Source organism: Pseudomonas sp. MWU15-20650, from assembly GCF_023242475.1.
Lineage (GTDB): Bacteria > Pseudomonadota > Gammaproteobacteria > Pseudomonadales > Pseudomonadaceae > Aquipseudomonas.
In genome coordinates this window covers 16,655-41,101 of sequence record NZ_JALJFG010000026.1, presented here as the reverse complement: position 1 = coordinate 41,101, position 24,447 = coordinate 16,655, and the positions used below count along the sequence as shown (strand labels likewise).

Sequence of the window (24,447 nt, the reverse complement as noted above, 5' to 3'; positions counted from 1 at the left end):
TCCAGGCCCACGGCTGCGCCCGTTTTTTTCAGGGCGCCCAGCACCGCCGATCCAAGCGGCAACTGAATACGGACATTCTCTTCAACCGTGACATATCAGGCAGGTTACCCCATGCAGTTCAGCGAATTATTGGCAGCGATCTCTACCCATGCGATCCGTCTGCAAACTGAAGACGGCGACCTGATCATCCTGGGCGATGATGACGCGCTGGATGATGCGCTGTGGGATCAACTGATCGCGCACAAAACCCAACTGCTTGAGCTGGTTGCCGAACACGGTGGGGACTGGTTGAGCCCGGCTTACCGCATCACCCCGGACATGCTGCCCCTGGTCAGCCTTGATCAGCCGGCCATCGACCGGATCGTCGCGGCCATTCCCGGCGGCGCGGCGAATGTGCAGGATATCTACCCCCTGGCGCCGCTCCAGGAAGGCATGCTCTACCACCATCTTTCGGCCGAGCAGGGCGACCCTTACGTGCTGCACGCGCAGTTCGCCTTCGACAGCCGCGCACGCCTTGAAGGGTTTGCCCAAGCGCTGCAATGGGTGATCGACCGCCACGATATCCTGCGCACCTCGATGGCCTGGGAACGCCTCGACGAGCCGCTGCAGGTGGTGTGGCGCAAGGCGTTGCTCAGCTGTGAAGCCGTGCACTTTGACGGCGGCGATTGCCTGGCCCAGTTGCTCGCGCGTTATGACGCGCGCACCTATCGCATGGACCTGGCCCAGGCGCCGTTGTTGCGCCTGGTATTCGCGCACGACCCGGCCCACCAGCGAGTGGTGGCCATGCTGGTGTTTCATCACAGCATCCTCGACCACACCGCCCTGGATGTCGTGCGCCATGAAATCCAGCTGTATCTGGCCGGCCAGCAAGCCCTGGCGGCTGAGCCGGTAGCGTTTCGCAGCTACATCGCCCAAGTGCGCCAGGGCGTCAGCGAGCAGGCACACGAGGCGTTCTTCCGCGAGATGCTCGCGGATATCGATGCGCCGACCCTGCCGTTCGGCCTGCAGGATGTGCAGGGCGACGGCCTGGGGATCGACGAAGCCCGCCTGCCCGTCGACAGTGCGCTGAGCCGCCGCCTGCGCACCCTGGCGCGCCCGCTGGGGGTGAGCGTGGCGAGCCTGATGCACCTGGCGCTGGCGCGGGTGTTGGGCGTGGTGTCCGGTCGCGAGGCCGTGGTGTTCGGCACGGTCATGCTGGGCCGCATGGGCGCAGGCGAGGGTGGTGAGCAAGCCTTGGGCATGTTCATCAACACCCTGCCGCTACGGGTGGATGTGGGCGCGCAAGGCGTCCGTGCCGCCGTCAAGGCCACCCATGCACGCCTCGCCACCTTGCTTGAGCACGAGCACGCTTCCCTGGCGCTGGCCCAGCGTTGCAGTGGCGTGGCGGCACCCATGCCGTTGTTCAGCGCCATCCTCAACTATCGCCACAGCGCCGCCGCCGACATGGCCCAGGTGATTGACGTCGCCGAAGGCATCCAGGTGCTGGGCGCCGAGGAGCGCACGAACTACCCGCTGACGGTCAACGTTGATGACCTGGGCGAAGATTTGGCGCTGACGGTGATGATCGACGCGTCCATCGGCGCCCAGCGTGTGGCCGGCTACCTGCATACCACGCTGGAAAGCCTGGCCGCAGCCCTGGAACAGCGACCGGATACGCCGCTCTGCGGCCTGAACATCCTGCCTGACATCGAACGCCACACCCTGCTGCACACGCTGAACCACAGCCCCACGCATTACGCCGATAACGCGCTGATCCACCAGCAATTCGAAACCCATGCCGCCACCCAACCCGAAGCCATTGCCCTGCGTTTTGACAACCAGCGCCTGACGTACCGCCGGCTCAACGAACGGGCCAACCAGGTCGCCCATCGCCTGCTGGCCCTGGGGGTGCGTGCTGACGACCGTGTCGCGATCTGTGCCGAGCGCGGCCCCGAGATGATCATCGGCCTGCTGGGCATCCTCAAGGCCGGTGCCGGCTATGTGCCGATTGACCCGGCTTACCCGCTGGAGCGCATTGCCTACACCTTGGCCGACAGCGAGCCGTTGGCCGTGTTGGTGCAAGCCGGCACTCGTCATCTGGTCGGCAACCTGCCGCAGATCGACCTCAGTGGCCTGCGCAGCGAGTCCATTGCCAACCCACGGCTCAACCTGAGCCCGGCCACTCTTGCCTACGTGATCTACACCTCCGGTTCCACCGGCCAACCCAAGGGCGTGATGATCGAACACCGCCAAGTGGCGCGGCTGTTCACTGCCACCCAACACTGGTTTGGCTTCAACCGAAACGATGTGTGGGCGCTGTTCCATTCCTTCGCCTTCGACTTCTCTGTGTGGGAGATCTGGGGGGCATTGATGCATGGCGGCCAGTTGCTGATCGTGCCGCAACTGGTCAGCCGCTCGCCGGACGAGTGCTACACGCTGCTCTGCGAGGCCGGGGTGAGCATCCTCAACCAGACGCCGAGCGCGTTTCGCCAGTTGGTCGCGGCCCAGGGCAATAGCGCGCAGGCCCATTCATTGCGCCAGGTGATTTTCGGCGGTGAGGCCCTGGAACCGGGCATGCTCAAGCCGTGGTATGCCCGTGCGATCAATGCCGGTACGCAGTTGGTGAACATGTACGGCATCACCGAAACCACCGTGCACGTGACCTATCGCGCACTGGAAGCGGCAGATGCTCAGTTGGTTGGGGTCAGCCCGATTGGCGTACGTATTCCCGACTTGCAGCTGTATGTATTGGACGCGCAGTGCGAGCCCGTGCCGTTCGGTGTGGTCGGTGAGTTATATGTGGGAGGTGCCGGGGTGGCGCGCGGTTACCTGAACCGTGCTGCCCTGAACGCCGAACGCTTCCTGGCGGACCCGGCCACGGGCCTGCGCATGTACAAGACCGGTGACCTCGGCCGCCTGCTGGCTGACGGCAGTGTCGAGTACCTGGGGCGTAACGATGACCAGGTCAAGATCCGTGGTTTCCGTATCGAACTGGGCGAAATCCAGGCGCGCCTGGCCGCCGCGAACGGCGTGCGCGACGCGGTGGTGATTGCCCGTGAAGACGAACCGGGTGACAAACGTTTGGTGGCTTACGTGCTCACCGACGGCGAGCCCAGCGTTGCCGCCTTACGCGACCACTTGCTGCTAAGCCTGGCCGAACACATGGTGCCCAGCGCCTTCGTGTTGCTGGATGAGTTCCCCCTGACCACCAACGGCAAGCTCGACCGCAAGGCCCTGCCGACACCTGATGCCGACGCCCTGGCCCGACGTGGTTACGCGGCACCCCAAGGCGCGGTGGAAACCGCCATCGCCACCCTCTGGCAAGAGCTGCTCAAGCTTGACCGCGTGGGCCGCGACGACAACTTCTTCGCACTCGGCGGCCATTCGCTGCTGGCGGTCAAGTTGATCGAGCGCATGCGCCAGGTGGACCTCAGTGCCGATGTGCGCGTGCTGTTTGGCCAGCCAACCCTGGCCGCACTGGCCGCTGCGGTGGGCGGGCGCCACGAGGTACAAGTCCCGGCCAATCTCATCAGTGACACCAGCGCGTGCATCACGCCGGACATGTTGCCGCTGATCGATCTCGACCCAGCCGCTATCGACCATATCCTGCAAAGCGTTCCGGGCGGTGTGGCTAACGTGCAGGACATCTATGGCCTGGCGCCGCTGCAGGCCGGCATTCTCTACCACCATCTGGCGACCACCGAGGGCGACCCCTACGTGTTGCAGGTGCAGTTGCGCTTCAACGATCAAGCGGCGGTGGATGGGTTTATCCGTGCCCTGCACAGCGTGATCGAGCGCAACGACATCCTGCGCACGAGCATTCTCTGGGAGGGCCTGGATGAGCCGGTGCAGGTAGTCTTGCGCCAGGCACCGCTGGTCGTCGAGCGTATTGACACCCACGGCACTGATGCCCTGGCGCAGCTGCAACAACGCTTCGACCCACGCCACTACCGCCTCGACCTGTCGCGGGCGTCGCTGATGCATTTGGGCTACACCCAAGCGCACGGCGGCTTCGTCGGCATCCTGCTGCTGCACCATATCCTGCTCGACCACACGGCGTTGCAAGTGCTGGTCGAAGAGATGAGCGCCAGCCTGTCCGGCAGTCGCGTGCAACTGCCCGACGCGGTGCAGTACCGCAATTATGTGGCTCAGGCGCGCCTGGGCGTCAGCCAGGCGCAACACGAAGCGTTTTTCAGTGAGATGCTGGGCGACATCGACGAGCCGACGTTGGCGTTTGGCGTGCAGGACGTCAATGGCGACGGCAGCGGTATCGTCGAAGCGCACGTACCAGTGGAGCCGGCGCTGAGCCTGGGCCTTCGCGAACAGGCGCGGCAACTGGGCGTCAGCCCGGCCAGCCTGGTGCATCTGGCCTGGGCGCAGGTGTTGAGTCAGGTGTCCGGCCAGCAAGACGTGGTATTCGGCACGGTACTGCTCGGCCGCCTGCAGGGCGGCGAGGGCGCCGACCGTGCGCTGGGGATGTTTATCAACACCTTGCCGCTGCGGGTCAGCCTCGGCACGGTCGGTGTGCAAGCCGGCGTGCGCGCCACCCACGCACGGCTGGCGCAACTGCTCGGGCACGAACACGCCTCGCTGTCCCTGGCCCAGCGTTGCAGCGGCGTGCCGGGTTCGTTGCCGCTGTTCAGCACCTTGCTCAACTACCGCCACAGTGCGCCGGGTGAGGCGCCGGGAGACAGCCCGTTCGCCGCATCCGGCATTGAGATCCTCAGTTCCCAGGAGCGCAGCAACTACCCCCTGGTGCTCAACGTCGATGACCTGGGCACCGGCTTCACCCTTACCGTGCAAGGTGTGGCCGAACTGGATGTGCAGCGCGTGGGCGATTACATGCTCACCGCGCTGCGCAACCTGGTGAGCGCGTTGCAACAAGCGCCGACCACGCCTTTGCAAGCGGTGTCGATCCTGCCGCCCGACGAGCGTCATCAAGTGCTGGTGGGCTTCAACGCCACGGCCCGCCAGTACCCGTCGCAGCTCGGTGTGCATCAAGTGTTCGAGGCCCAGGTATTGGCCCGTCCCGAAGCGTTGGCGGCGGTGCAGGGCGAGCACACAGTGAGTTATCGCGAGCTCAACCGCCGCGCCAATCGCCTGGCTCATCACTTGCTCGAGCAAGGCGTGCAACCGGGCGAAAGTGTGGCGATAGCGTTGCCACGCTCCCTGGATTTGCTGGTCTGCCAGTTGGCCATCCTCAAATGCGCGGCGGTGTACGTGCCGCTGGACGTCAACGCGCCACCTGAACGCCAGGCGTTCATCCTCCAGGACAGCGGCGCACGCCGTGTGCTGGATAACCTGGCGGACCTGAATCTGGACGCCCTGTCGCCGCACAATCCCGACCTGGTCCAATCCGCGCAAAGCGTCGCCTACATCCTGTACACCTCCGGCTCGACCGGCGCGCCCAAAGGCGTGCAAGTGCCCCACCGCGCGATCTCGCGCCTGGTGCTCAATAACGGCTACGCCGACTTCAACGAGCACGACCGCGTTGCCTTCGCCTCCAACCCGGCGTTTGACGCCAGCACGCTCGACGTGTGGGCGCCGTTGCTCAATGGCGGCTGCGTGGTGGTGGTCGAACAGGCGGTGCTGTTGTCCCAGGCCGCGTTTGCCGCGTTGTTGCAGGAGCAGGCCGTCAGCGTGTTGTGGATGACGGCGGGCCTGTTCCACCAGTACGCCGATGCGCTGATGCCGGTGTTCCGCCAGCTGCGTTACCTGATCGTGGGCGGCGATGTCCTCGACCCGCAGGTCATTGACCGCGTGCTCAAGCACGGCAAACCCCAGCACCTGCTCAATGGCTACGGGCCGACCGAAGCCACCACGTTCTCCACCACCTTTGAAATCACTGCGGTGGGCAAGGGCGGTATTCCGATTGGCCGGCCAATCGCCAATGCACAGGCTTACGTGCTCGATGCCCGTCAACAACCGTTGCCGCTGGGCGTGACCGGTGAGCTGTACATCGGCGGCGCGGGTGTTGCCAAGGGCTACTTGAACCAGCCGCAACTGACCGCTGAAAAATTTGTGCCCAACCCCTTCGGCGATGGCGTGCTCTACCGCACCGGCGACTTGGCCTGCTGGCAGGCCGACGGCACCTTGCGCTACCAGGGGCGCAACGACTTGCAAGTGAAGATCCGAGGTTTTCGCATCGAGCCGGGCGAAATCGAAGCGAGCCTGGCCGCGTGTGCCGGGGTAAAAGAGGCTGTGGTGCTGGCCCGTGAAGACGAACCCGGCGACAAGCGCCTGGTCGCCTATTACACCAGCGACGCGCCGCTGGACATCGAAGCGCTGCGTGCCCATCTGCAAGGCCATCTGCCGGACTACATGGTGCCCTCGGCCTATGTCTGGCTGGCGCTGCTGCCGCTGACCGCCAATGGCAAGCTGGACCGCAAGGGCCTGCCGGTGCCCGACCAGAGCGCGTTGCTCAGCCGTGGCTACGAGGCGCCCGAAGGCGAGGTGGAGACCTTGCTGGCGCAGATCTGGCAAGACGTGCTCAAGCTTGAGCGCGTAGGGCGTCACGATCACTTTTTTGAGTTGGGTGGGCATTCGTTGCTGGCCGTCAGCCTGATCGAGCGTATGCGCCAAGTGGGGCTGAGCGCCGATGTCCGCGTGCTGTTCAGCCAACCAAGCCTGGCGGCGCTGGCGGCGGCGGTCGGCAGTGGCCGTGAGATCGTGGTACCGGCCAATGGCATTGCGCCGGGCTGTACGCACATCGTGCCGTCGATGTTGACGCTGGTGCAGCTGGACCAAGCCGCCATCGACCGCATCGTGGCAACCGTGCCCGGTGGCGCGGCGAATGTGCAGGATATCTACCCGCTCGCGCCGTTGCAGGAAGGTATTCTCTATCACCATATCAGCGCCGAGCAGGGCGACCCGTACCTGCTGCAATCGCGTATGGCGTTTGACAACCTTGAGCGGCTGTACCGTTTTATGGAAGCGCTGCAACAGGTGGTCGCGCGCCACGACATTCTGCGCACCAGTGTGGTCTGGGAGGGCCTGGACAGCCCGGTGCAAGTGGTGTGGCGCGAAGCCCGGCTGGTGGTGCAAGAAGTCACACTGGACCCGGCGGACGGCGACGTCATCGCGCAACTGCACGCCCGTTTCGACGCCCGTCACTACCGCCTGGATATTACCCAGGCGCCGCTGTTGCGCATGGTCTATGCCCAGGACCCGGCCCATCAACGCGTCGTGGCGATTCTGCTGTTCCATCACCTGGCGCTGGACCACACCGCCATGGAAGTGGTGGGCCAGGAAATGCGCGCGTTCCTGTTCAAGCAGGCGCAGGGCTTGCCCGCCGCCGCACCGTTTCGCAACTACGTGGCCCAGGCACGCCTGGGGGTGAGTGTGGCGGAGCACGAGCAGTTCTTCCGCGAGATGCTCGCCGACCTCGACGAGCCGACCCTACCGTTTGCGGTGCAAGATGTGCAGGGCGATGGCCGTGATATCGAAGAGGCCGAACGGCCCCTGGACGCGGCATTGGCGCTGCGCGTGCGTGAGCAGGCGCGGCAATTGGGCGTCAGCGCGGCCAGCCTGATGCACCTGGCCTGGGCGCAGGTCATGGGCGTGGTGGCCGGCCGCGATGACGTGGTGTTCGGCACCGTGTTGATGGGCCGCATGCAGGCCGGCGAGGGCGCGGACCGGGCGCTGGGCATGTTCATCAACACGCTGCCGTTGCGGGTGAATGTCGCGGCGGGAGCGGCGGCCGCGGTCAAGGCCACCCATGCACGCCTGAGCGCCTTGCTGGGGCATGAGCATGCGTCACTGGCACTGGCGCAACGTTGCAGCGGCGTACCGGCCGCCACACCGTTGTTCAGCGCCTTGCTCAATTACCGGCATACCACTCCTGGCGAAATGGCCCGTGACGGCCACGGCATCTGGGAAGGCGTGCAACTGCTCGGCGGGGAAGAGCGCAGCAACTACCCGCTGACCTTGAGTGTGGATGACCTGGGTGCCGGCTTTGGCTTGAGCGTGCTGGCCGTGCCACAGGTTGGCGCCCAGCGGTTGTGCGACTACATGCACAACGCCGTGGAGCAGTTGGTCGCCACCCTGGAAAGTGCCCCGGACAGCCCATTGAACCGGCTGCCTGTGCTGCCGGCGGCGGAGCGCGACACCTTGTTGCGCGAGTTCAACGCCACCGCCCAGGATTTCCCGTACGGTCAGACGGTACACGGCGCCTTTGAGGTTCAGGCCGAGCGCCAACCCCAGGCGATTGCCGTGAAGCAAGACGGTGATTCGCTGACCTACCAGCAACTCAATCAGCGCGCCAACCAGTTGGCCCGTCATCTGCTGGAACTGGGCGTGCAGCCGGATGACCGCGTGGCGATCTGCTGCCGCCGTGGCCCGCAGATGCTGGTAGGACTGTTGGGCATTCTCAAGGCTGGCGCGGGCTACGTGCCGATCGACCCGGCGTACCCCGTCGAGCGTATCGCCTACCTGTTGCAGGACAGCGCTCCGGTGGCGGTATTGGCCCAGGCCGGCACACGCCACCTGCTCGGGCCGGTCGCTGTCGTCGATCTGCAGGGCGACAGTTGGCAGCACCACGCGGTCAGCAATCCGCAGTTGGCCGAGCTGACCCCGGCACACCTGGCCTATGTGATCTACACCTCCGGATCCACCGGCCAGCCCAAGGGCGTGATGGTGGAACACCAGACGGTGGAAAACCTGGTGCACTGGCACTGCGAAGCCTTTGGCCTGGATGCGCGCAGCCATACCAGCAGCGTTGCCGGTTTCGGTTTCGATGCCATGGCCTGGGAAGTCTGGCCTGCCTTGTGCGTGGGGGCGACCCTGCACCTGCCGCCTGCCAACGTGGGCAATGAAAACATTGATGAACTGCTGGCATGGTGGCTGGCGCAGCCGTTGGACGTGAGCTTCCTGCCAACGCCGGTGGCCGAGTACGCGTTCAGCCAGCACCTGCAGCACCCCACGTTGCGCATCCTGCTGATTGGCGGCGACCGCCTGCGCCAGTTCACCCAGGAGCGGCGCTTTGCCGTGATCAATAACTATGGCCCCACCGAAGCCACGGTGGTTGCCACCTCCGGCCGCGTGCGGGCCGGGCAGGCGTTGCATATCGGCCGGTCCATCGCCAATGCCCGCGCCTACGTGCTGGATACGCAGTTGCGGCCGGTGCCTGTCGGTGTCGCCGGTGAGTTGTATGTCGGCGGCAGCGGCGTGGCACGCGGTTATCTGAACCGCCCGGAGCTGACTGCCGAACGCTTCCTGCAAGATCCGTTCAACGCCGGGCGCATGTACCGCACGGGAGACCTGGTGCGTTGGTTGCCCGATGGTAACCTCGACTACCTGGGCCGTAACGACGACCAGGTCAAACTGCGCGGTGTGCGTGTCGAACTGGGTGAAATCGAAAGCCGCCTCGCGGCCCTGGAGGGCGTGGCGGAAGCCGTGGTGCTGGTGCGCGAAGGGCGTTTGGTGGCGTGGTTCACGCAACGGCAACCGCTGGAGATCGAGGCCCTGCGCGCGCAATTGCAGGCGCAACTGCCCCAAGCACTGGTGCCGGTCGCCTATGTGCGGCTGGAGTCGCTGCCGCTGACAGCCAACGGCAAACTGGACCGCAAGGCCCTGCCGGCCCCCGACCCGGCGGCGCTGCTGACCCGCGACTACCAAGCGCCTCAAGGCGCGGTCGAAACCACCCTGGCGCGTCTGTGGGCCGAGGTGCTGCAAGTGGAGCAAGTCGGCCGCCATGACCATTTCTTCGAACTGGGCGGCCATTCGCTGCTGGCGGTGAGTTTGATCGAACGCATGCGCCAGGTCGGCCTGAGTGCTGACGTGCGCGTGCTGTTCAGCCAGCCGACCCTCGCCGCGCTGGCCGCCGCCGTCGGCAGTGGTCGCGAAGTGCAGGTGCCGGCCAACCGTATCCCTGCCGACTGCCAACGCATCACCCCGGACATGCTGGCGCTGGTCACGCTCCCCCCAGAGACGATTGACCAGGTGGTCGCCCAGGTGCCGGGTGGCGCTGCCAATGTGCAGGACATCTACCCTCTGGCGCCGTTGCAGGAGGGCATCCTCTACCACTACATCACCGCTGAGCAGGGCGACCCCTACTTGCTGCAAACGCAACTGGCGTTTGACACGCTCGAACGTCTCGACGCCTTTGCCCAGGCGCTGCAACAGGTGATCGACCGCCACGACATCCTGCGCACCGGGGTGGTCTGGGAGGGCCTGGCGCAACCGCTGCAAGTGGTGTGGCGCAAGGCCCGGCTGACGGTGATGGAACTGCACCTGCAGGGCGATGTGCTCGCCGGCTTGCATGCGCGTTTCGATGCGCGGCGCTATCGCCTGGACATCAGCCAGGCGCCACTGATCCGCCTGATGTACGCCCAGGACCCGGCCAATCAGCGTGTGGTGGTGGTGTTGCTCTATCACCATATTGCCCTGGACCACACCGCGTTCGACGTCGTACTGCGGGAAATGCAGGGCTACCTGTTGGGTCACGCTGCACCGACCGCCGTACCGATGCCGTATCGCAACTATGTCGCCCAGGCGCGCCTGGGCGTCAGCGAACAGGAACACGAACAGTTCTTCCGCCAGATGCTCGGCGATGTGGAGGAACCCACACTGCCGTTCGGTTTGCAGGATGTACGCGGCGACGGCAGTGCCATCGAAGCACACCGTCTGCACCTGGACAGTGACCTCAACCGTCGCCTGCGTACCCAGGCACGCTTGCTGGGGGTGAGTGCGGCCAGCCTGTTCCACCTGGCCTGGGGCCAAGTGCTGGCGGCCACCTCGGGTCGCCACAGCGTGGTGTTCGGCACGGTACTGGTCGGCCGCCTGCAAGGCGGCGAGGGCGCCGACCGTGCCCTGGGCGTGTTTATCAATACCTTGCCGCTGCGCCTGGATATCGACGATCAGGGCGCGCGTGCCGCTGTGCGGGCGACCCATGCCCGGCTGACCGAATTGCTCGGGCACGAACACGCGTCCCTGGCCCTGGCCCAGCGTTGCAGTGGCGTTGCCGCACCGCAGCCGCTGTTCAGCTCGATGCTCAACTATCGCCATCGCGGCAACGCCACCCGTTCCGCTGAGGCGCAGCGGGCCTGGGAAGGCATGCAGACGCTGGTCAATGACGGGCGCACCAACTACCCATTGACCCTGAACGTGGATGATTTGGGCGATGGCTATGAGGTCACCGCTTTGGCGCAGGTGGAGGCCCAGCGGGTGTGTGGGTATATGCAGAACGCCTTGTGCGGTTTGGTCGAAGCGCTTGAACACGCGCCGCACCTGGCGCTGAATCGGCTGCCGATTCTGGGCGCGCAAGAGCGGCACACCCTGTTGGTCGAGTTCAACGCCACCGAGGTCAACTACAACCTCGACCAGACTTTGCACGGGCTGTTTGAAGCCCAGGTCCTGCGCACCCCGGACGCGGTGGCGGTGAAGTCGGGGGATCAATACCTCACGTACCAACAGCTCAACGAGCGCGCCAACCGGCTGGCCCATCACCTGTGTGAACTCGGCGTGCAGCCGGATGCGCGGGTGGGGATCTGCCTGGAGCGCGGCCTGGACATGGTCATTGGCCTGTTCGCAATCCTCAAGGCCGGTGGCGGTTATGTGCCGCTGGACCCGGCCTATCCGCTGGAACGCATTGCCTACATGCTGCAAGACAGCGCCCCAGTGGTCGTGCTCGCCAAAGGCGCAACACGCGCGTTGCTGGGTGAAGTGCCGGTGATCGACCTCGACCACCGCACCTGGCAACACCAGAGCGCCAGCAATCCCCAGGTGTCGGGCCTGAGCGCCCAGCACACGGCCTATGTGATCTACACCTCAGGCTCTACCGGCCAGCCCAAAGGCGTGATCAACGAACACGCTGGGGTGGTCAACCGCTTGCTGTGGATGCAGGACGCCTATGGCCTCAAGCCCCACGACACGGTCTTGCAGAAAACCCCTTTCAGCTTCGACGTGTCGGTGTGGGAGTTCTTCTGGCCGCTGTTGACCGGCGCGCGCCTGGTCATGGCGCGTCCGGGTGGCCACAAAGAGCCGGCCTACCTGTGCGACGTCATCGAGGCGGAGCAGATCACCACGTTGCACTTTGTGCCGTCGATGCTCGACGTCTTCCTGGCCCATGGTGAGGTCAGCCAGGCGGCCGGGCTGGTGCGGGTGATGTGCAGCGGTGAAGCCTTGCCGGGCAGTCTGGTACGCCGCTTCAAACAGCAACTGCCGGCCAGTGGTTTGTACAACCTGTACGGCCCGACCGAGGCGGCGGTGGACGTGACCGCGTGGAACTGCGCACACCCCGAAGTACCCGACAACACCCCCATCGGCAAGCCGATTGCCAACACGCGCATGTACCTGCTGGATGGGCAGTTGCAACCCGTGCCGCTGGGTGTGGTGGGCGAGTTGTTTATCGGTGGCGTGCAGGTGGCGCGAGGCTACCTGAACCGTCCTGAGCTGACCGCTGAACGCTTCCTCGACGACCCGTTCAGCCACGGGCGTCTGTACCGCACCGGTGATATCGGCCGCTACTTGCTCGACGGCACGATCGAATACCTGGGGCGCAACGATGACCAGGTGAAGATCCGTGGCTTGCGCATCGAACTGGGCGAAATCCAGGCGCGCCTGCTTGAGCACGCCTCGGTCAAGGAAGCGGTGGTGGTCGCCCGCCAAGAGCGGCTGGTTGCCTACTACACCGGCGTGCACACCGATATCGAAAGCCTGCGCGCCCAGCTCTTGCAGCACCTGCCGGACTTCATGGTGCCCGCGCTGTTCGTGCACCTCGATGCAATGCCCCTGAGCCCGAACGGCAAACTCGATCGCAAGGCATTGCCGGCGCCGGGTATGGATTCGGTGGTGGTGCGTGAGTACGAGGCGCCCCAAGGGGATATCGAAATCCTGTTGGCCAGGCTCTGGGCCGAACTGCTCAACGTGGAGCGGGTGGGGCGCCATGACCATTTCTTTGAACTGGGCGGGCACTCGCTGCTGGCCGTGAGCTTGATCGGGCGCTTGCGCCAGGAAGGCATGGAAGCTGATGTGCGGGCGTTGTTCGAACAGCCGAGCCTGGCCGGCTACGCCGCAATGATCGAACAAATGGAGATCGTCCTGTGAATATCATTGAGCTGCTGGCGACACTGAAAACCAAGGATGTTCAACTGGCGCTCAAGGGCGAGCAGTTGTCGGTACAAGGCAACAAGCAAGCCTTGAGCGACCCGGCGATACTCGCCGCGCTGCGCGAGCACAAACCGGCCTTGATCGAACTGATCAGGGCCGGCGAATACACGGCCGGCAAAGCCGGTAGCGTCGAGGTGCCGGCCAACGGCATCCCGGCGGGCGCCGAGCGCATCACGCCGGCAATGCTGACGTTGTCGCGGCTGAGTCAGGAGGCGATCGAGCGTATCGTCGCCAGCGTCGACGGCGGTGTGGCGAATATCCAGGATATTTACCCGCTGGCACCGTTGCAGGAAGGCATTCTGTTCCACCACGTCAGCGCCGAACAGGGCGACCCCTACGTGATGCAGGCACAATTTGCGTTCGACAGCCTGGAGCGCTTCGAGGCGTTTGCCCAGGCACTGCAAACCGTGATGGACCGCCATGACATCCTGCGTACCGGCGTGGTCTGGGACGGCCTGGAAGAACCGTCGCAAGTGGTGTGGCGCCAGGCACGGTTGCCGGTGCAAGCCTTGCAACTGGACCCGGCTGACGGTGATATCGCCGCGCAGTTGCATGGGCTGTTCGAGGCCCGTCATTACCGTCTCGACGTGACCCAGGCCCCGCTGTTGCGCCTGGTGCGCGCCGATGACCCGGCCAACCAGCGTCTCGTCGCGACCTTGTTGTTCCATCACATGGCCCTGGACCACAGTGCGCTGGAAGTGGTGTGCCATGAAATGCAGGCGTGCCTGTTGGGGCAGGGCGCGGCGCTGGGGCGTGCGGTACCGTTTCGTAACTATGTGGCGCAGGCTCGGCTGGGGATCAGCGAGACGGAACACGAAGGCTTTTTCCGCCAGATGCTCAGTGATATCAGCGAGCCGACGCTGCCGTTCGGGTTGCAGGATGTGCAGGGGGATGCGCGGGGCATTGCCGAGGTCAGCCTGCCATTGGCGCCGGCGCTGGCCCAGCGTTTGCGTGCGCAAGCCCGGCAGTTGGGCGTGAGCGCCGCCAGCCTGTTCCATATGGGCTGGGCCCAGGTGCTCGGGGCGTTGGCCGGCAAGGCCCATGTGGTGTTCGGCACCGTATTGATGGGCCGCCTGCAGGGCAGTCATGACACCGACCGCGCCCTCGGTATCTTCATCAACACGCTGCCGTTTCGCGTGGATGTGGACAGCCAGGACGTACGCGCCGGGGTCAAGGCCACCCATGCCCGGTTGACCACCTTGCTGCGTCACGAACATGCGGCGCTGGCCCTGGCCCAACGGTGCAGCGGCGTAACCGCCCCGACGCCGCTGTTCAGTGCGCTGCTCAACTACCGGCACAGCGCACCGGCCGCCAGTGCCGAGGCCGTATCGGCCTGGCAGGGCATCGCCGCGCTCAGCGCCGAGGAACGTACCAATTACCCGCTGACCCTGAGTGTGGATGACTTGGGCGAGGGGTTCGGCTTGAGCCTGCTGGCCAGTACGCTGGTCGACCCACATCGCGTCTGCGCCTACCTGCAAACCGCCCTGGAGAATCTGGTCACCGCACTGGAACACGCACCGTACACGGCGTTGAACCAACTCTCGGTGGTACCCGCCGCCGAACAGCGCCTGCTGCTGGAACAGTTCAACACCACCCAGGCGATTTTCCCCCAGGGCACCACCTTGCATGGGCGCATTGAAGCCCAGGCGGCCCTCACGCCGGATGCGGTTGCCGCCGTGCACCAGGGGCGGCAGCTGACCTATGCGGAACTGAACCAGCAGGCCAACCTGCTGGCCCATCACCTGCTGGCGTTGGGGGTCAAACCCGACGACCGTGTGGCCATCGTTGCACGCCGGGGCCTCGACACCCTGGCCGGCTTGCTGGCGATCCTCAAGGCCGGGGCATGTTATGTGCCGGTGGACCCGGCCCACCCGGCCGAGCGCCTGAGCTACTTGCTCAGTGACAGTGCCCCCGTGGCGGTGCTGACCCAGCACGCGTTGCTTGCACGCCTGCCGACGCTGGATGTGCCGGTGATCAACCTGGACCGCTACACCTGGCAGCACCATTCGGCGAGTAATCCGAAGGTGGCGGTCACCGCGTCGAACCTGGCGTATGTGATCTACACCTCCGGCTCCACCGGCCTGCCCAAAGGCGTGATGGTGGAGCACCACACCGTGGCCAACCTGGTGGACTGGCATTGCAGCACGTTCGACCTGCGGGCCGGGCGTCACACCGCGAGCGTGGCAGGTTTTGGCTTTGATGCGATGGCCTGGGAAGTCTGGCCGGCGCTGTGTGTGGGCGCGACCCTGCACTTGCCGCCGGCCAATGACGGGGCCGAAGACATCGACGCGTTGCTGGCCTGGTGGTGTGCGCAACCTCTGGACGTGTGCTTCCTGCCGACGCCAGTGGCCGAGTACGCGTTCAGCCAGAACATCGAACACCCGACGTTGCGGACTTTGCTGATCGGCGGCGATCGCCTGCGTCAGTTCGGGCGTGCGCAGCGTTTTGATCTGATCAATAACTACGGGCCCACCGAAGCCACGGTGGTCGCCACATCCGGCAAGGTCGAAGCCGGCCAGCTGCTGCATATCGGCAAGCCCATCGCCAATGCCACGGTGTACCTGCTTGACGAACAGCAGCGCCCGGTGCCGCTGGGGGTGGCCGGTGAGCTGTACGTGGGCGGCAAAGGCGTGGCGCGTGGTTACTTGAACCGTCCCGAGCTGACCGCCGAACGGTTCCTGCACGACCCGTTCAACGCGGGGCGCATGTACCGCACCGGCGACCTGGCGCGCTGGTTGCCGGACGGCACTCTCGAGTACCTGGGGCGCAACGACGACCAAGTGAAGATTCGCGGCGTGCGCATTGAGCTGGGCGAAATCGAAACCCAGCTCAACCAACTGCCGGGGATTCGGGAAGCCGTCGTGCTGGTGCGTGAGGAGCGGCTGGTGGCTTATTTCACCGAGCACGCGCAGCTCGACCCGCTGGTCGTCGGTGACATTCGCGCCCATCTGGTGGCGCACCTGCCGGACTACATGGTGCCGGTGGCCTTCGTGAAACTCGAGGCGTTGCCGCTGACCGCCAATGGCAAGCTCGACCGCAAAGCCTTGCCCGCGCCGGACAGGGCGGCGGTGTTCACCCGTGAATACGAGGCGCCCCAGGGCGAAATCGAAAGCGTCTTGGCGCAGATCTGGGGCGAGGTGCTGCAGGTCGACCGCGTCGGGCGTCGGGATCACTTCTTTGAGCTGGGCGGCCACTCGTTGCTGGCGATGCGCATGGTGTCCCAGGTGCGCCAGCGTCTTGGCATGGAGTTGGCGCTCGGTGATCTGTTTGCCAATGCTGAACTGGCGGCGGTCGCCGCGGTGCTCGCGCAGGCTGGCCGCAGCACCTTGCCGGATATTCTCCCGGCCAATCGCGATGAAGACGTGCCGCTGTCGTTTGCCCAGCAACGCCTGTGGTTCCTGGCCCTGATGGAAGGTGCCAACACGGCCTACAACATTCCCATCGGCCTGCGCCTGCGTGGGCAATTGCATGTCGAAGCGCTGCAACGTGCTTTGGCACGTATCGTTGCGCGGCATGAAACCTTGCGCAGCCGTTTCGCCCAGCACGGCGACGACGCCCAGGTGCTGATTGTGCCGGCCGAAGACATCCTGGCCCTGCAAGTGCAGGACCTGCGCCGCCACCCGCAACCCCAACAGGCGCTGGACGCGTTGATCCACGGTGAAGCCAGCGCGCCGTTTGACCTGGAGCGTGGCCCGTTGCTGCGCGGGCGCCTGGTGGTCATGGCCGACGATCACCATGTGCTGTTGCTGACCCTGCACCATATCGTTTCCGATGGCTGGTCGATGGGCGTACTGACCCGCGAACTGATGGCGCTGTACCAAGCCTTCAGCCACGGCCAGCCCGACCCGCTGCCACCTTTGCCGATCCAGTACGGCGACTTCGCCGTGTGGCAGCGATTGTGGTTGAGTGGTGAGGTGCTGCACCGCCAGAGCACCTACTGGCAACAAGCCCTGGCCGGCGCACCGGCGTTGCTCACCTTGCCCACGGATCGCCCACGCCCCGCGCAGCAGGACTACGCCGGCAGCAGCGTCGCCGTGCACCTGGATGAACGCCTGACCGCCGGGCTCAAAGCGTTGAGCCAACGCCATGGCACCACGCTGTACATGACCTTGATGACCGCCTGGGCTTCGCTGCTGTCGCGGCTTTGTGGGCAACAGGACGTGGTGATCGGCTCGCCCGTGGCCAACCGCGCGCGCAGTGAAGTGGAGGGGCTGATCGGCCTGTTCGTCAACACCTTGGCAGTGCGCATCGACACCTCGGGCGAGTTGAGCAGCGAGGCGTTGCTGGCTCGGGTCAAGTCACTCACCCTGCAAGCCCAGGCCCATCAGGACCTGCCATTCGAACAGGTGGTGGAAATGACCCGGCCGGTGCGCAGCCTGGCCCATAGCCCGCTGTTCCAGACCTTGCTGAGCTGGCAGGACAGCAGCGCACCGACCCTGGCGTTGGGCGACCTGGCCCTGGAAGGCATTGTGGAGAACAGCCATTTTGCCAAGTTCGACCTGTCGCTGAACCTGGGCGAAGTGCAAGGCACCATTGTGGGCGCGTTGGAATATGCGGTGGCGCTGTTTGACGAGTCGACGATGCAGCGTTATGTCGGCTACTTCACCCGCGTGTTGCAGGCCATGGTCGATAACGACCAGGCGGTGCTGGAACATGCGCCGCTGGTGGATGAGCGCGAGCGTCAGCATCTGCTGTTCGACTTCAACGCCACCACGGTGAACTACAACCTCGACCAGACCCTGCACGGGCTGTTCGAGGCGCAGGTTGAGCGCACGCCGGACGCGATTGCGCTCAAGGCCGGCGAGCAGCACTTGACCTATGCCGAGCTGAACGCGCGAGCTAACCAACTGGCCCATCATCTGTTGGCCCTCGGGGTGCAGCCGGAGACGCGGGTGGCGATCTGCGTGGAGCGCAGCCTGGAGATGGTCATTGGCCTGTACGCGATCCTCAAGGCCGGCGCCGCCTATGTACCGTTGGACCCGGCGTACCCGCGGGAGCGCATCGCCTACATGCTCGAAGACAGCGCACCCACGGTGGTGCTGGCCCAAGGCACCACGCACGCGTTGCTGGGCGAGGTGCCGGTGGTCGATCTGGACCAACCGACCTGGCAGCACCTGCCGAGTGACAACCCGGCGGTCGCGAGCGTGACGGCCTATGTGATCTACACCTCTGGCTCCACCGGCCAGCCCAAAGGCGTGATCAACGAACACGCTGGGGTGGTCAACCGCCTGCTGTGGATGCAGGACGCCTACGGGTTGAGTGCCCTGGACACGGTGTTGCAGAAAACACCATTGAGCTTCGACGTATCGGTGTGGGAATTCTTCTGGCCGTTGTTCACCGGAGCACGCCTGGTCATGGCGCGCCCCGCCGGGCACAAAGACCCGGCCTACCTGTGCGAGGTGATCGAGGCGGAGCGGGTCACCACCTTGCACTTCGTGCCGTCGATGCTGGATGTGTTCCTCGCCCACGGTGATGTCAGCCAGGCGGCCGGGCTGGTGCGGGTGATGTGCAGCGGTGAAGCCTTGCCGGGCAGCCTGGTGCGCCGCTTCAAGCAGCAGTTGCCAGGTAGCCAGTTGCATAACCTCTACGGCCCGACCGAAGCGGCGGTGGATGTGACGGCGTGGAATTGCGCCGGTCCGGTCACGCTGGACAACACGCCGATCGGCAAGCCGATTGCCAACACGCGCATGTACCTGTTGGATGGGCAGTTGCAGCCCGTGCCGCTGGGGGTAGTGGGCGAATTGTTTATCGGTGGCGTGCAGGTGGCGCGAGGCTACCTGAACCGTCCTGAGCTGACCGCCGAACGCTTCCTCAACGACCCCTTCACCCCCGGGCGTCTGTACCGCACCGGTGACGTGGGGCGTTATTTGCCGGACGGTAATATCGAGTACCTGGGGCGCAACGACGACCAGGTGAAGATCCGTGGCCTGCGCATCGAGCTGGGGGAAATCCAGGCACGCTTGACCGAGCATCCCGCGGTCAATGAAGCCGCGGTGATTGCCCGCGAGCAGCGCCTGATCGCGTACTACACCGGTGCCCGCAGTGAAATCGACGGGCTGCGAGCCCATCTGCTGCAACACTTGCCGGACTTCATGGTGCCGGCCATCTTCGTGCATCTGGAGGCGTTACCGCTGAGCCCCAACGGCAAACTCGATCGCAAGGCGTTGCCGGCGCCGGGGCTGGATTCGGTGGTGGTGCGCGAGTACGAAGCGCCCCGCGGCGACACGGAAATCACCTTGGCGGCGGTGTGGGCCGAGCTGCTGAACGTGGAGCGCGTGGGCCGCCACGACAACTTCTTCGCGCTGGGCGGCCATTCGTTGCTGGCTGTCAGCCTGATGGGGCGCCTGCGACGCCTGGGCTTGTCGGCGGAGGTGAAAGTGCTGTTCGGCCAGCCGACGTTGTCGGCGCTGGCGGCGGCGCTGGGGGGCGGTCGCGAAGTTGCGGTGCCGGCCAATGGCATTGCCGCCGATTGCGTGCACATCACCCCGGACATGCTGCCATTGATCGCGCTGGATCAAGCGGCCATCGACCGCATCGTCGCCCACATTCCCGGTGGCGCAGCCAATGTGCAGGACATCTACCCGCTGGCGCCGCTGCAAGCCGGCATCCTCTATCACCATCGCGCGGTGCAGGAGGGCGATGGGTATGTATTGCAAGCCCAGTTTGCCTTCGACAGCGTCGTGAGGCTGGACGCCTTTGCCCGGGCCTTGCAGGCGGTGATCCAGCGGCATGACATCCTGCGTTCATCCTTTCATTGGGAGGGCCTGGAAGAACCGCTGCAGGTGGTTTGGCGTGAAGCGTCATTGCGCGTCGAAAGCGGCCCATTGCCGCAACGCCTGGACGTGACGCAAGCGCCGCTGATGCGCCTGGTGTACCAGCCGCAAGCTCAGGGCGCAGTCGCCACGTTGTTGTTCCATCATTTGGTGATGGACCACATGGCCCTGGAGATCCTGCAGCACGAAATGCAGGCGTTCCTGTTGGGGCGCCAGGATGAGTTGGGCGCGGCCGTGCCGTATCGCAACTACGTGGCCCAGGTCTGCCTGGGGAGTGACGACCACGAGGGGTTTTTCCGCGAGATGCTGGGTGAGATCGACGAGCCGACTGAGGCCCAGGCGTTGGGGGCTGATGAACAGGTTCACCGGGCCCTGGCGCTCGCCTTGAGCCAGCGCCTGCGTATTCAAGCTCGCCAGGCGGGCGTCAGCGCCGCCAGCCTGATGCACCTGGCCTGGGCCCAGGTGCTGGGCAAGGTGTCCGGGCGTGAACAGGTGGTGTTTGGCACGGTGATGCTGGGCCGCTTGCAAGGCGGGGAAGGGGCCGAACGCGCCATGGGCGTGTTCATCAACACCTTGCCGCTGCGGGTCGACCTGGGTGAACACTCGGTACGTACGGCGTTGCGGGCCACTCATGCACGGCTGACCCAACTGCTCAGCCATGAACACGCACCCTTGGCCCTGGCCCAGCGTTGCAGCGGCGTGCCAGTGACAACGCCGTTGTTCAACGTGCTGTTCAACTACCGCCACAGCGCGCCGCACAGCCGTGGCGTGGCCCAGGCATGGCAAGGTATTGAGTTGCTCAAGGCCGAGGAACATACCCATTACGGCATTTCGGTGAGTGTGGATGACTTGGGGGAAGGGTTCAGCCTGACAGCCATGGGCCAGGGGGCACAGCGATTGTGCGACTACCTGTCGATCGCCCTGGAGCACCTGGTGCAGGCGCTGGAAAGCAGCAACGAAATCGGTATCGGCCGGTTGCCCATCCTGCCGCAGGCCGAATGCCAGCATCTGCAGGACTTCAACACCACCACCCGCACGTTCCCGCGTGAGCACACGGTGCAACGTCTGTTTGAGGCCCAGGCCCAGGCGCGCCCCGACGCCGTGGCGGTGGTGCATGCCGAGCAGGTGTTGAGCTACGGCGAACTCAATACCCAGGCCAACCGTCTGGCTCATCATCTGGTGGCCCTGGGGGTACGCACTGGCGACAACGTGGCGATCCTGCTGCCGCGCTCGTTGACGTTGCTGGTCAGCCAATTGGCCGTGCTCAAATGCGCCGCCGCGTATGTGCCGCTGGACATCAATGCCCCCGCTGAGCGCCAAGGCTTTATGGTGCAGGACAGCGGCGCGGCGTGGCTGTTGACCCGCAGCGATGTGGCCATCGACTACCCGGTGCGCCGCCTGGACCTGGACACGCTGGCCGTTGCCCCGCAACCGAGCCACAACCCGGATCTGTCCCAGGGCTCCGACAGCGTGGCGTACATCATGTACACCTCCGGTTCCACCGGCACGCCCAAGGGCGTATTGGTGCCCCATCGGGGCATCACGCGCCTGGTGCTCAATAACGGCTACGCCGACTTCAACGCCAGCGACCGCGTGGCCTTTGCCTCGAACCCGGCGTTCGACGCCAGCACCATGGACGTATGGGGGCCATTGCTCAATGGCGGCCAGGTACAGGTGATCGACCACGCCACCTTGCTCGACCCGGCTGCCTTCGGTGTCGCCCTGCGAGGCGCGACGGTGCTGTTCGTCACCACCGCGCTGTTCAACCAGTATGTGCAGTTGATTCCAGGCGCCCTGGCCGGCTTGCGCATCCTGTTGTGTGGCGGCGAACGGGCCGACCCGGCAGTGTTCCGCAGCCTCTTGGCCCAGGCGCCTGCGTTACGCCTGGTGCATTGCTATGGGCCGACTGAAACCACCACCTACGCCACCACCTATGAAGTGCGCGCGATTGCCGATGACGCGGACAGCGTGCCGGTGGGGCGGCCGATTTCCAACACGCAGATTCATGTGCTGGACGCGCAGTTGCAGCCGGTGCCGCTGGGGCTGGTTGGTGAAATCTGCATCGGCGGCGACGGTGTCGCGCTGGGCTATTTGAACCGGCCTGAACTGACGGCGGAACAGTTTGTGCAAGACCCGTTCAACCCGGGTGCCTTGATGTACCGCACGGGCGACCTGGGGCGCTGGACGGCAGACGGTTTGCTCGAGTGTATTGGCCGTAATGACGACCAGGTCAAGATCCGCGGTTTCCGGATTGAGCTGGGTGAAATTGAGGCGCGTCTTGCGACATTTGCGCACCTTCAAGAGGTGGTGGTGCTGGCGCGCGAGGATGTACCGGGGGACAAGCGCTTGGTGGCGTATTTCACCTGGGCCGGCGAACCCGTCGGCATCGACCGTGTGCGGGCTCATCTGCAAGACCAATTGCCCGATTACATGGTGCCGTCCGCCTATGTGCCCCTTGACTATCTGCCGCTGACGGCCAATGGCAAGGTCGACCGTAAAGCGTTGCCGGTGCCTGCCTTGGACGCTGTGAGCAGCCGCGTGTTTGAAGCCCCGGCCGAGGGGCTTGAGCAGACCCTGGCGCCGCTGTGGGCCGACGTGTTGAAGCTTGCGCAAGTGGGCCGGCATGACAGTTTCTTCGAGCTGGGTGGGCATTCGTTGTTGGCGATTCGCCTGGTCAACCTGATGGAAGAGGCGGGGTTGCAGGTGTCGTTGGCCGAGCTGTTCCAGCATGCCAGCGTGGCCTCTGTTGCGTCGATGCTGCGTCAGCGCGGTGACGACGCGGTGCGCGAGACCACGGTGATGACCGTGCGTGGCAGCGGCTCACACACGCCGTTGTTTCTGGTGCATGAGTTCAGCGGCATGGACGTGTATTTCCCGGCGTTGGGCCAGCACTTGCCTGGCGACTATCCCATTTATGGCCTGCCGGGCCTGGCGCTTGGCCAGGCGCATCTGGACACGATGGAGGGGCTGGCGGCGCGCATGGTCGGGCTGATTCGCGACATTCAGCCCCACGGCCCTTATCGGGTGGCGGGCTGGTCGTTTGGCGGGGTGCTGGCGTATGAAATCGCCATGCAACTGCTGGGGTTGGATGAAGCCGTGGCGTTCCTCGGTCTGATCGACAGCTATGTGCCGCGCATGACCGACCAGGGCAAGGCGCGCTGGAGTGGGCCGCACGCACTCAAGCGGCATTTGCTGTTGCAGTGCACAGCGTATTGGAAAGCAAAGGAAGGTGTGGATGAGCTGGCGAGTCTTGAACAACTGGAGGCGGAGGTTGGACAGCTGGACTTTGCGGGTCTGCTGCAACGCTGTCGCGATCAAGGTCTGCTATACGCGCAAATGGCGGCGGCTACGGACGCGGACCTCTTGAGCTTTATCGAGCGGGAGGTCGGGCATGGGCACGCATTGGCCCATTACAGCCTGTTCCCGCTGCCGGTTCCGGTGCACCTGTTCACTGCCGAGCAACGGCCCGCCGAGCTTTCGCGGCGCAGTGAAACCCTGGGCTGGGGCGACGCCTTGGCGCCCGGGCAACTGCGTCGGGTGGACGTGCCGGGGGATCACCAGAGCATGATGCAGGCACCGCACATCCAGGTACTGGGCCAGGCGATGACGCAGGCCCTGGCCACCTGTTCGGCAGTGATGGCAGCGCAACACCAACCGTTGCTGCGCATTCAGAGTGGGCGCGCGGGCTATGCCCCGGTGTTCTGTGTGCCGGGCGCGGGCGACAGCGTGACCGGGTTCGTGGGCCTGAGCGACGCGCTGGGGCGTGATTGGCCGCTGTTGGGCTTGCAGCCGCGTGGGTTGGATGGCGAGGCCGTGCCCCACAGCCAGGTCGAGGCGGCGGCGCAGTGTTACCTGGCCGCGTTGGAGCAAGAGTGCCCGCGCGGGCCGGTGCATCTGGTCGGGCATTCGTTTGGTGGCTGGGTGGCGCTGGAGCTGGCGCTGCGCTTGCAGGCGGCGGGCCGTGAGGTGGCCTCGTTGACGGTGATCGACAGCGAGTCACCCGGTGGCAATGGCGTGGTGGGTCGCCCCTACACGTCGACGGCGGCGCTGCTGCGGTTGATCGAGTCCATGCAGGTATCGGCAGGGCGCTCGCTGGGGATCGATCCGGTTGAGTTTGCCCAGCGTGATGAGGTCGCACAGCGCCACTGGCTGCACGCGGGGATGGTGAAGGGCGGGCTGTTGCCGGTGCGCTCGACACCGGATGCGATGTATGGCCCGGCGCGCACTTATGCGGCGGCGTTACGTACGGTGTATCGGCCACGGCAGCGTTACAACGGCGTGGTTCGGTTGGTGCTGGCGCAAGACCCGACACTGGATACGGCCGGCAACCGCCGTGAGCAAGGGCTGATGATCGAAGGGTGGCAGCGCCAGGGCAGTGGGTTGCAGGTTTGGTACGGCCAAGGGAACCACTTTACGTTGCTCAAGGCGCCGAATGTTCAGGGTTTGGCGAAGTGGTGGTTGGAAGGTGTTGTGGTTGGGGAGGTGGTTTCGTGAGGTTTACGGTTTGGGATGTCGAACTCGGCCTGCAATGTGAGAGGGACGGAACCCTGAGTGGCCGTTACCTGAATCATGGATATGTACCCCATCA

General features: G+C 65.1%; 2 protein-coding genes. Both read left to right on the top strand.

The window, feature by feature from the left end; all coding sequences use genetic code 11:
- Window positions 1–111 precede the first annotated feature (111 nt).
- A complete protein-coding gene (locus M5B43_RS18790; RefSeq protein WP_248751506.1) occupies window positions 112–13,023 on the top strand; it encodes a non-ribosomal peptide synthetase in 12,912 nt (4,303 codons plus the stop codon).
- Window positions 13,020–24,353 carry a non-ribosomal peptide synthetase gene (locus tag M5B43_RS18785; protein WP_248751505.1) on the top strand — a complete coding sequence of 3,778 codons (11,334 nt, stop codon included), beginning with the start codon at window positions 13,020–13,022 and terminating at the stop codon, window positions 24,351–24,353. The genes M5B43_RS18790 and M5B43_RS18785 overlap by 4 nt, the downstream gene beginning before the upstream one ends.
- The last annotated feature ends 94 nt before the right edge of the window (window positions 24,354–24,447 follow it).

Coding starts and splice junctions, on each gene's coding strand:
- M5B43_RS18790 (WP_248751506.1), top strand. CDS start 112: ATGCAGTTCAGCGAATTATTGGCAGCGATCTCTACCCATGCGATCCGT.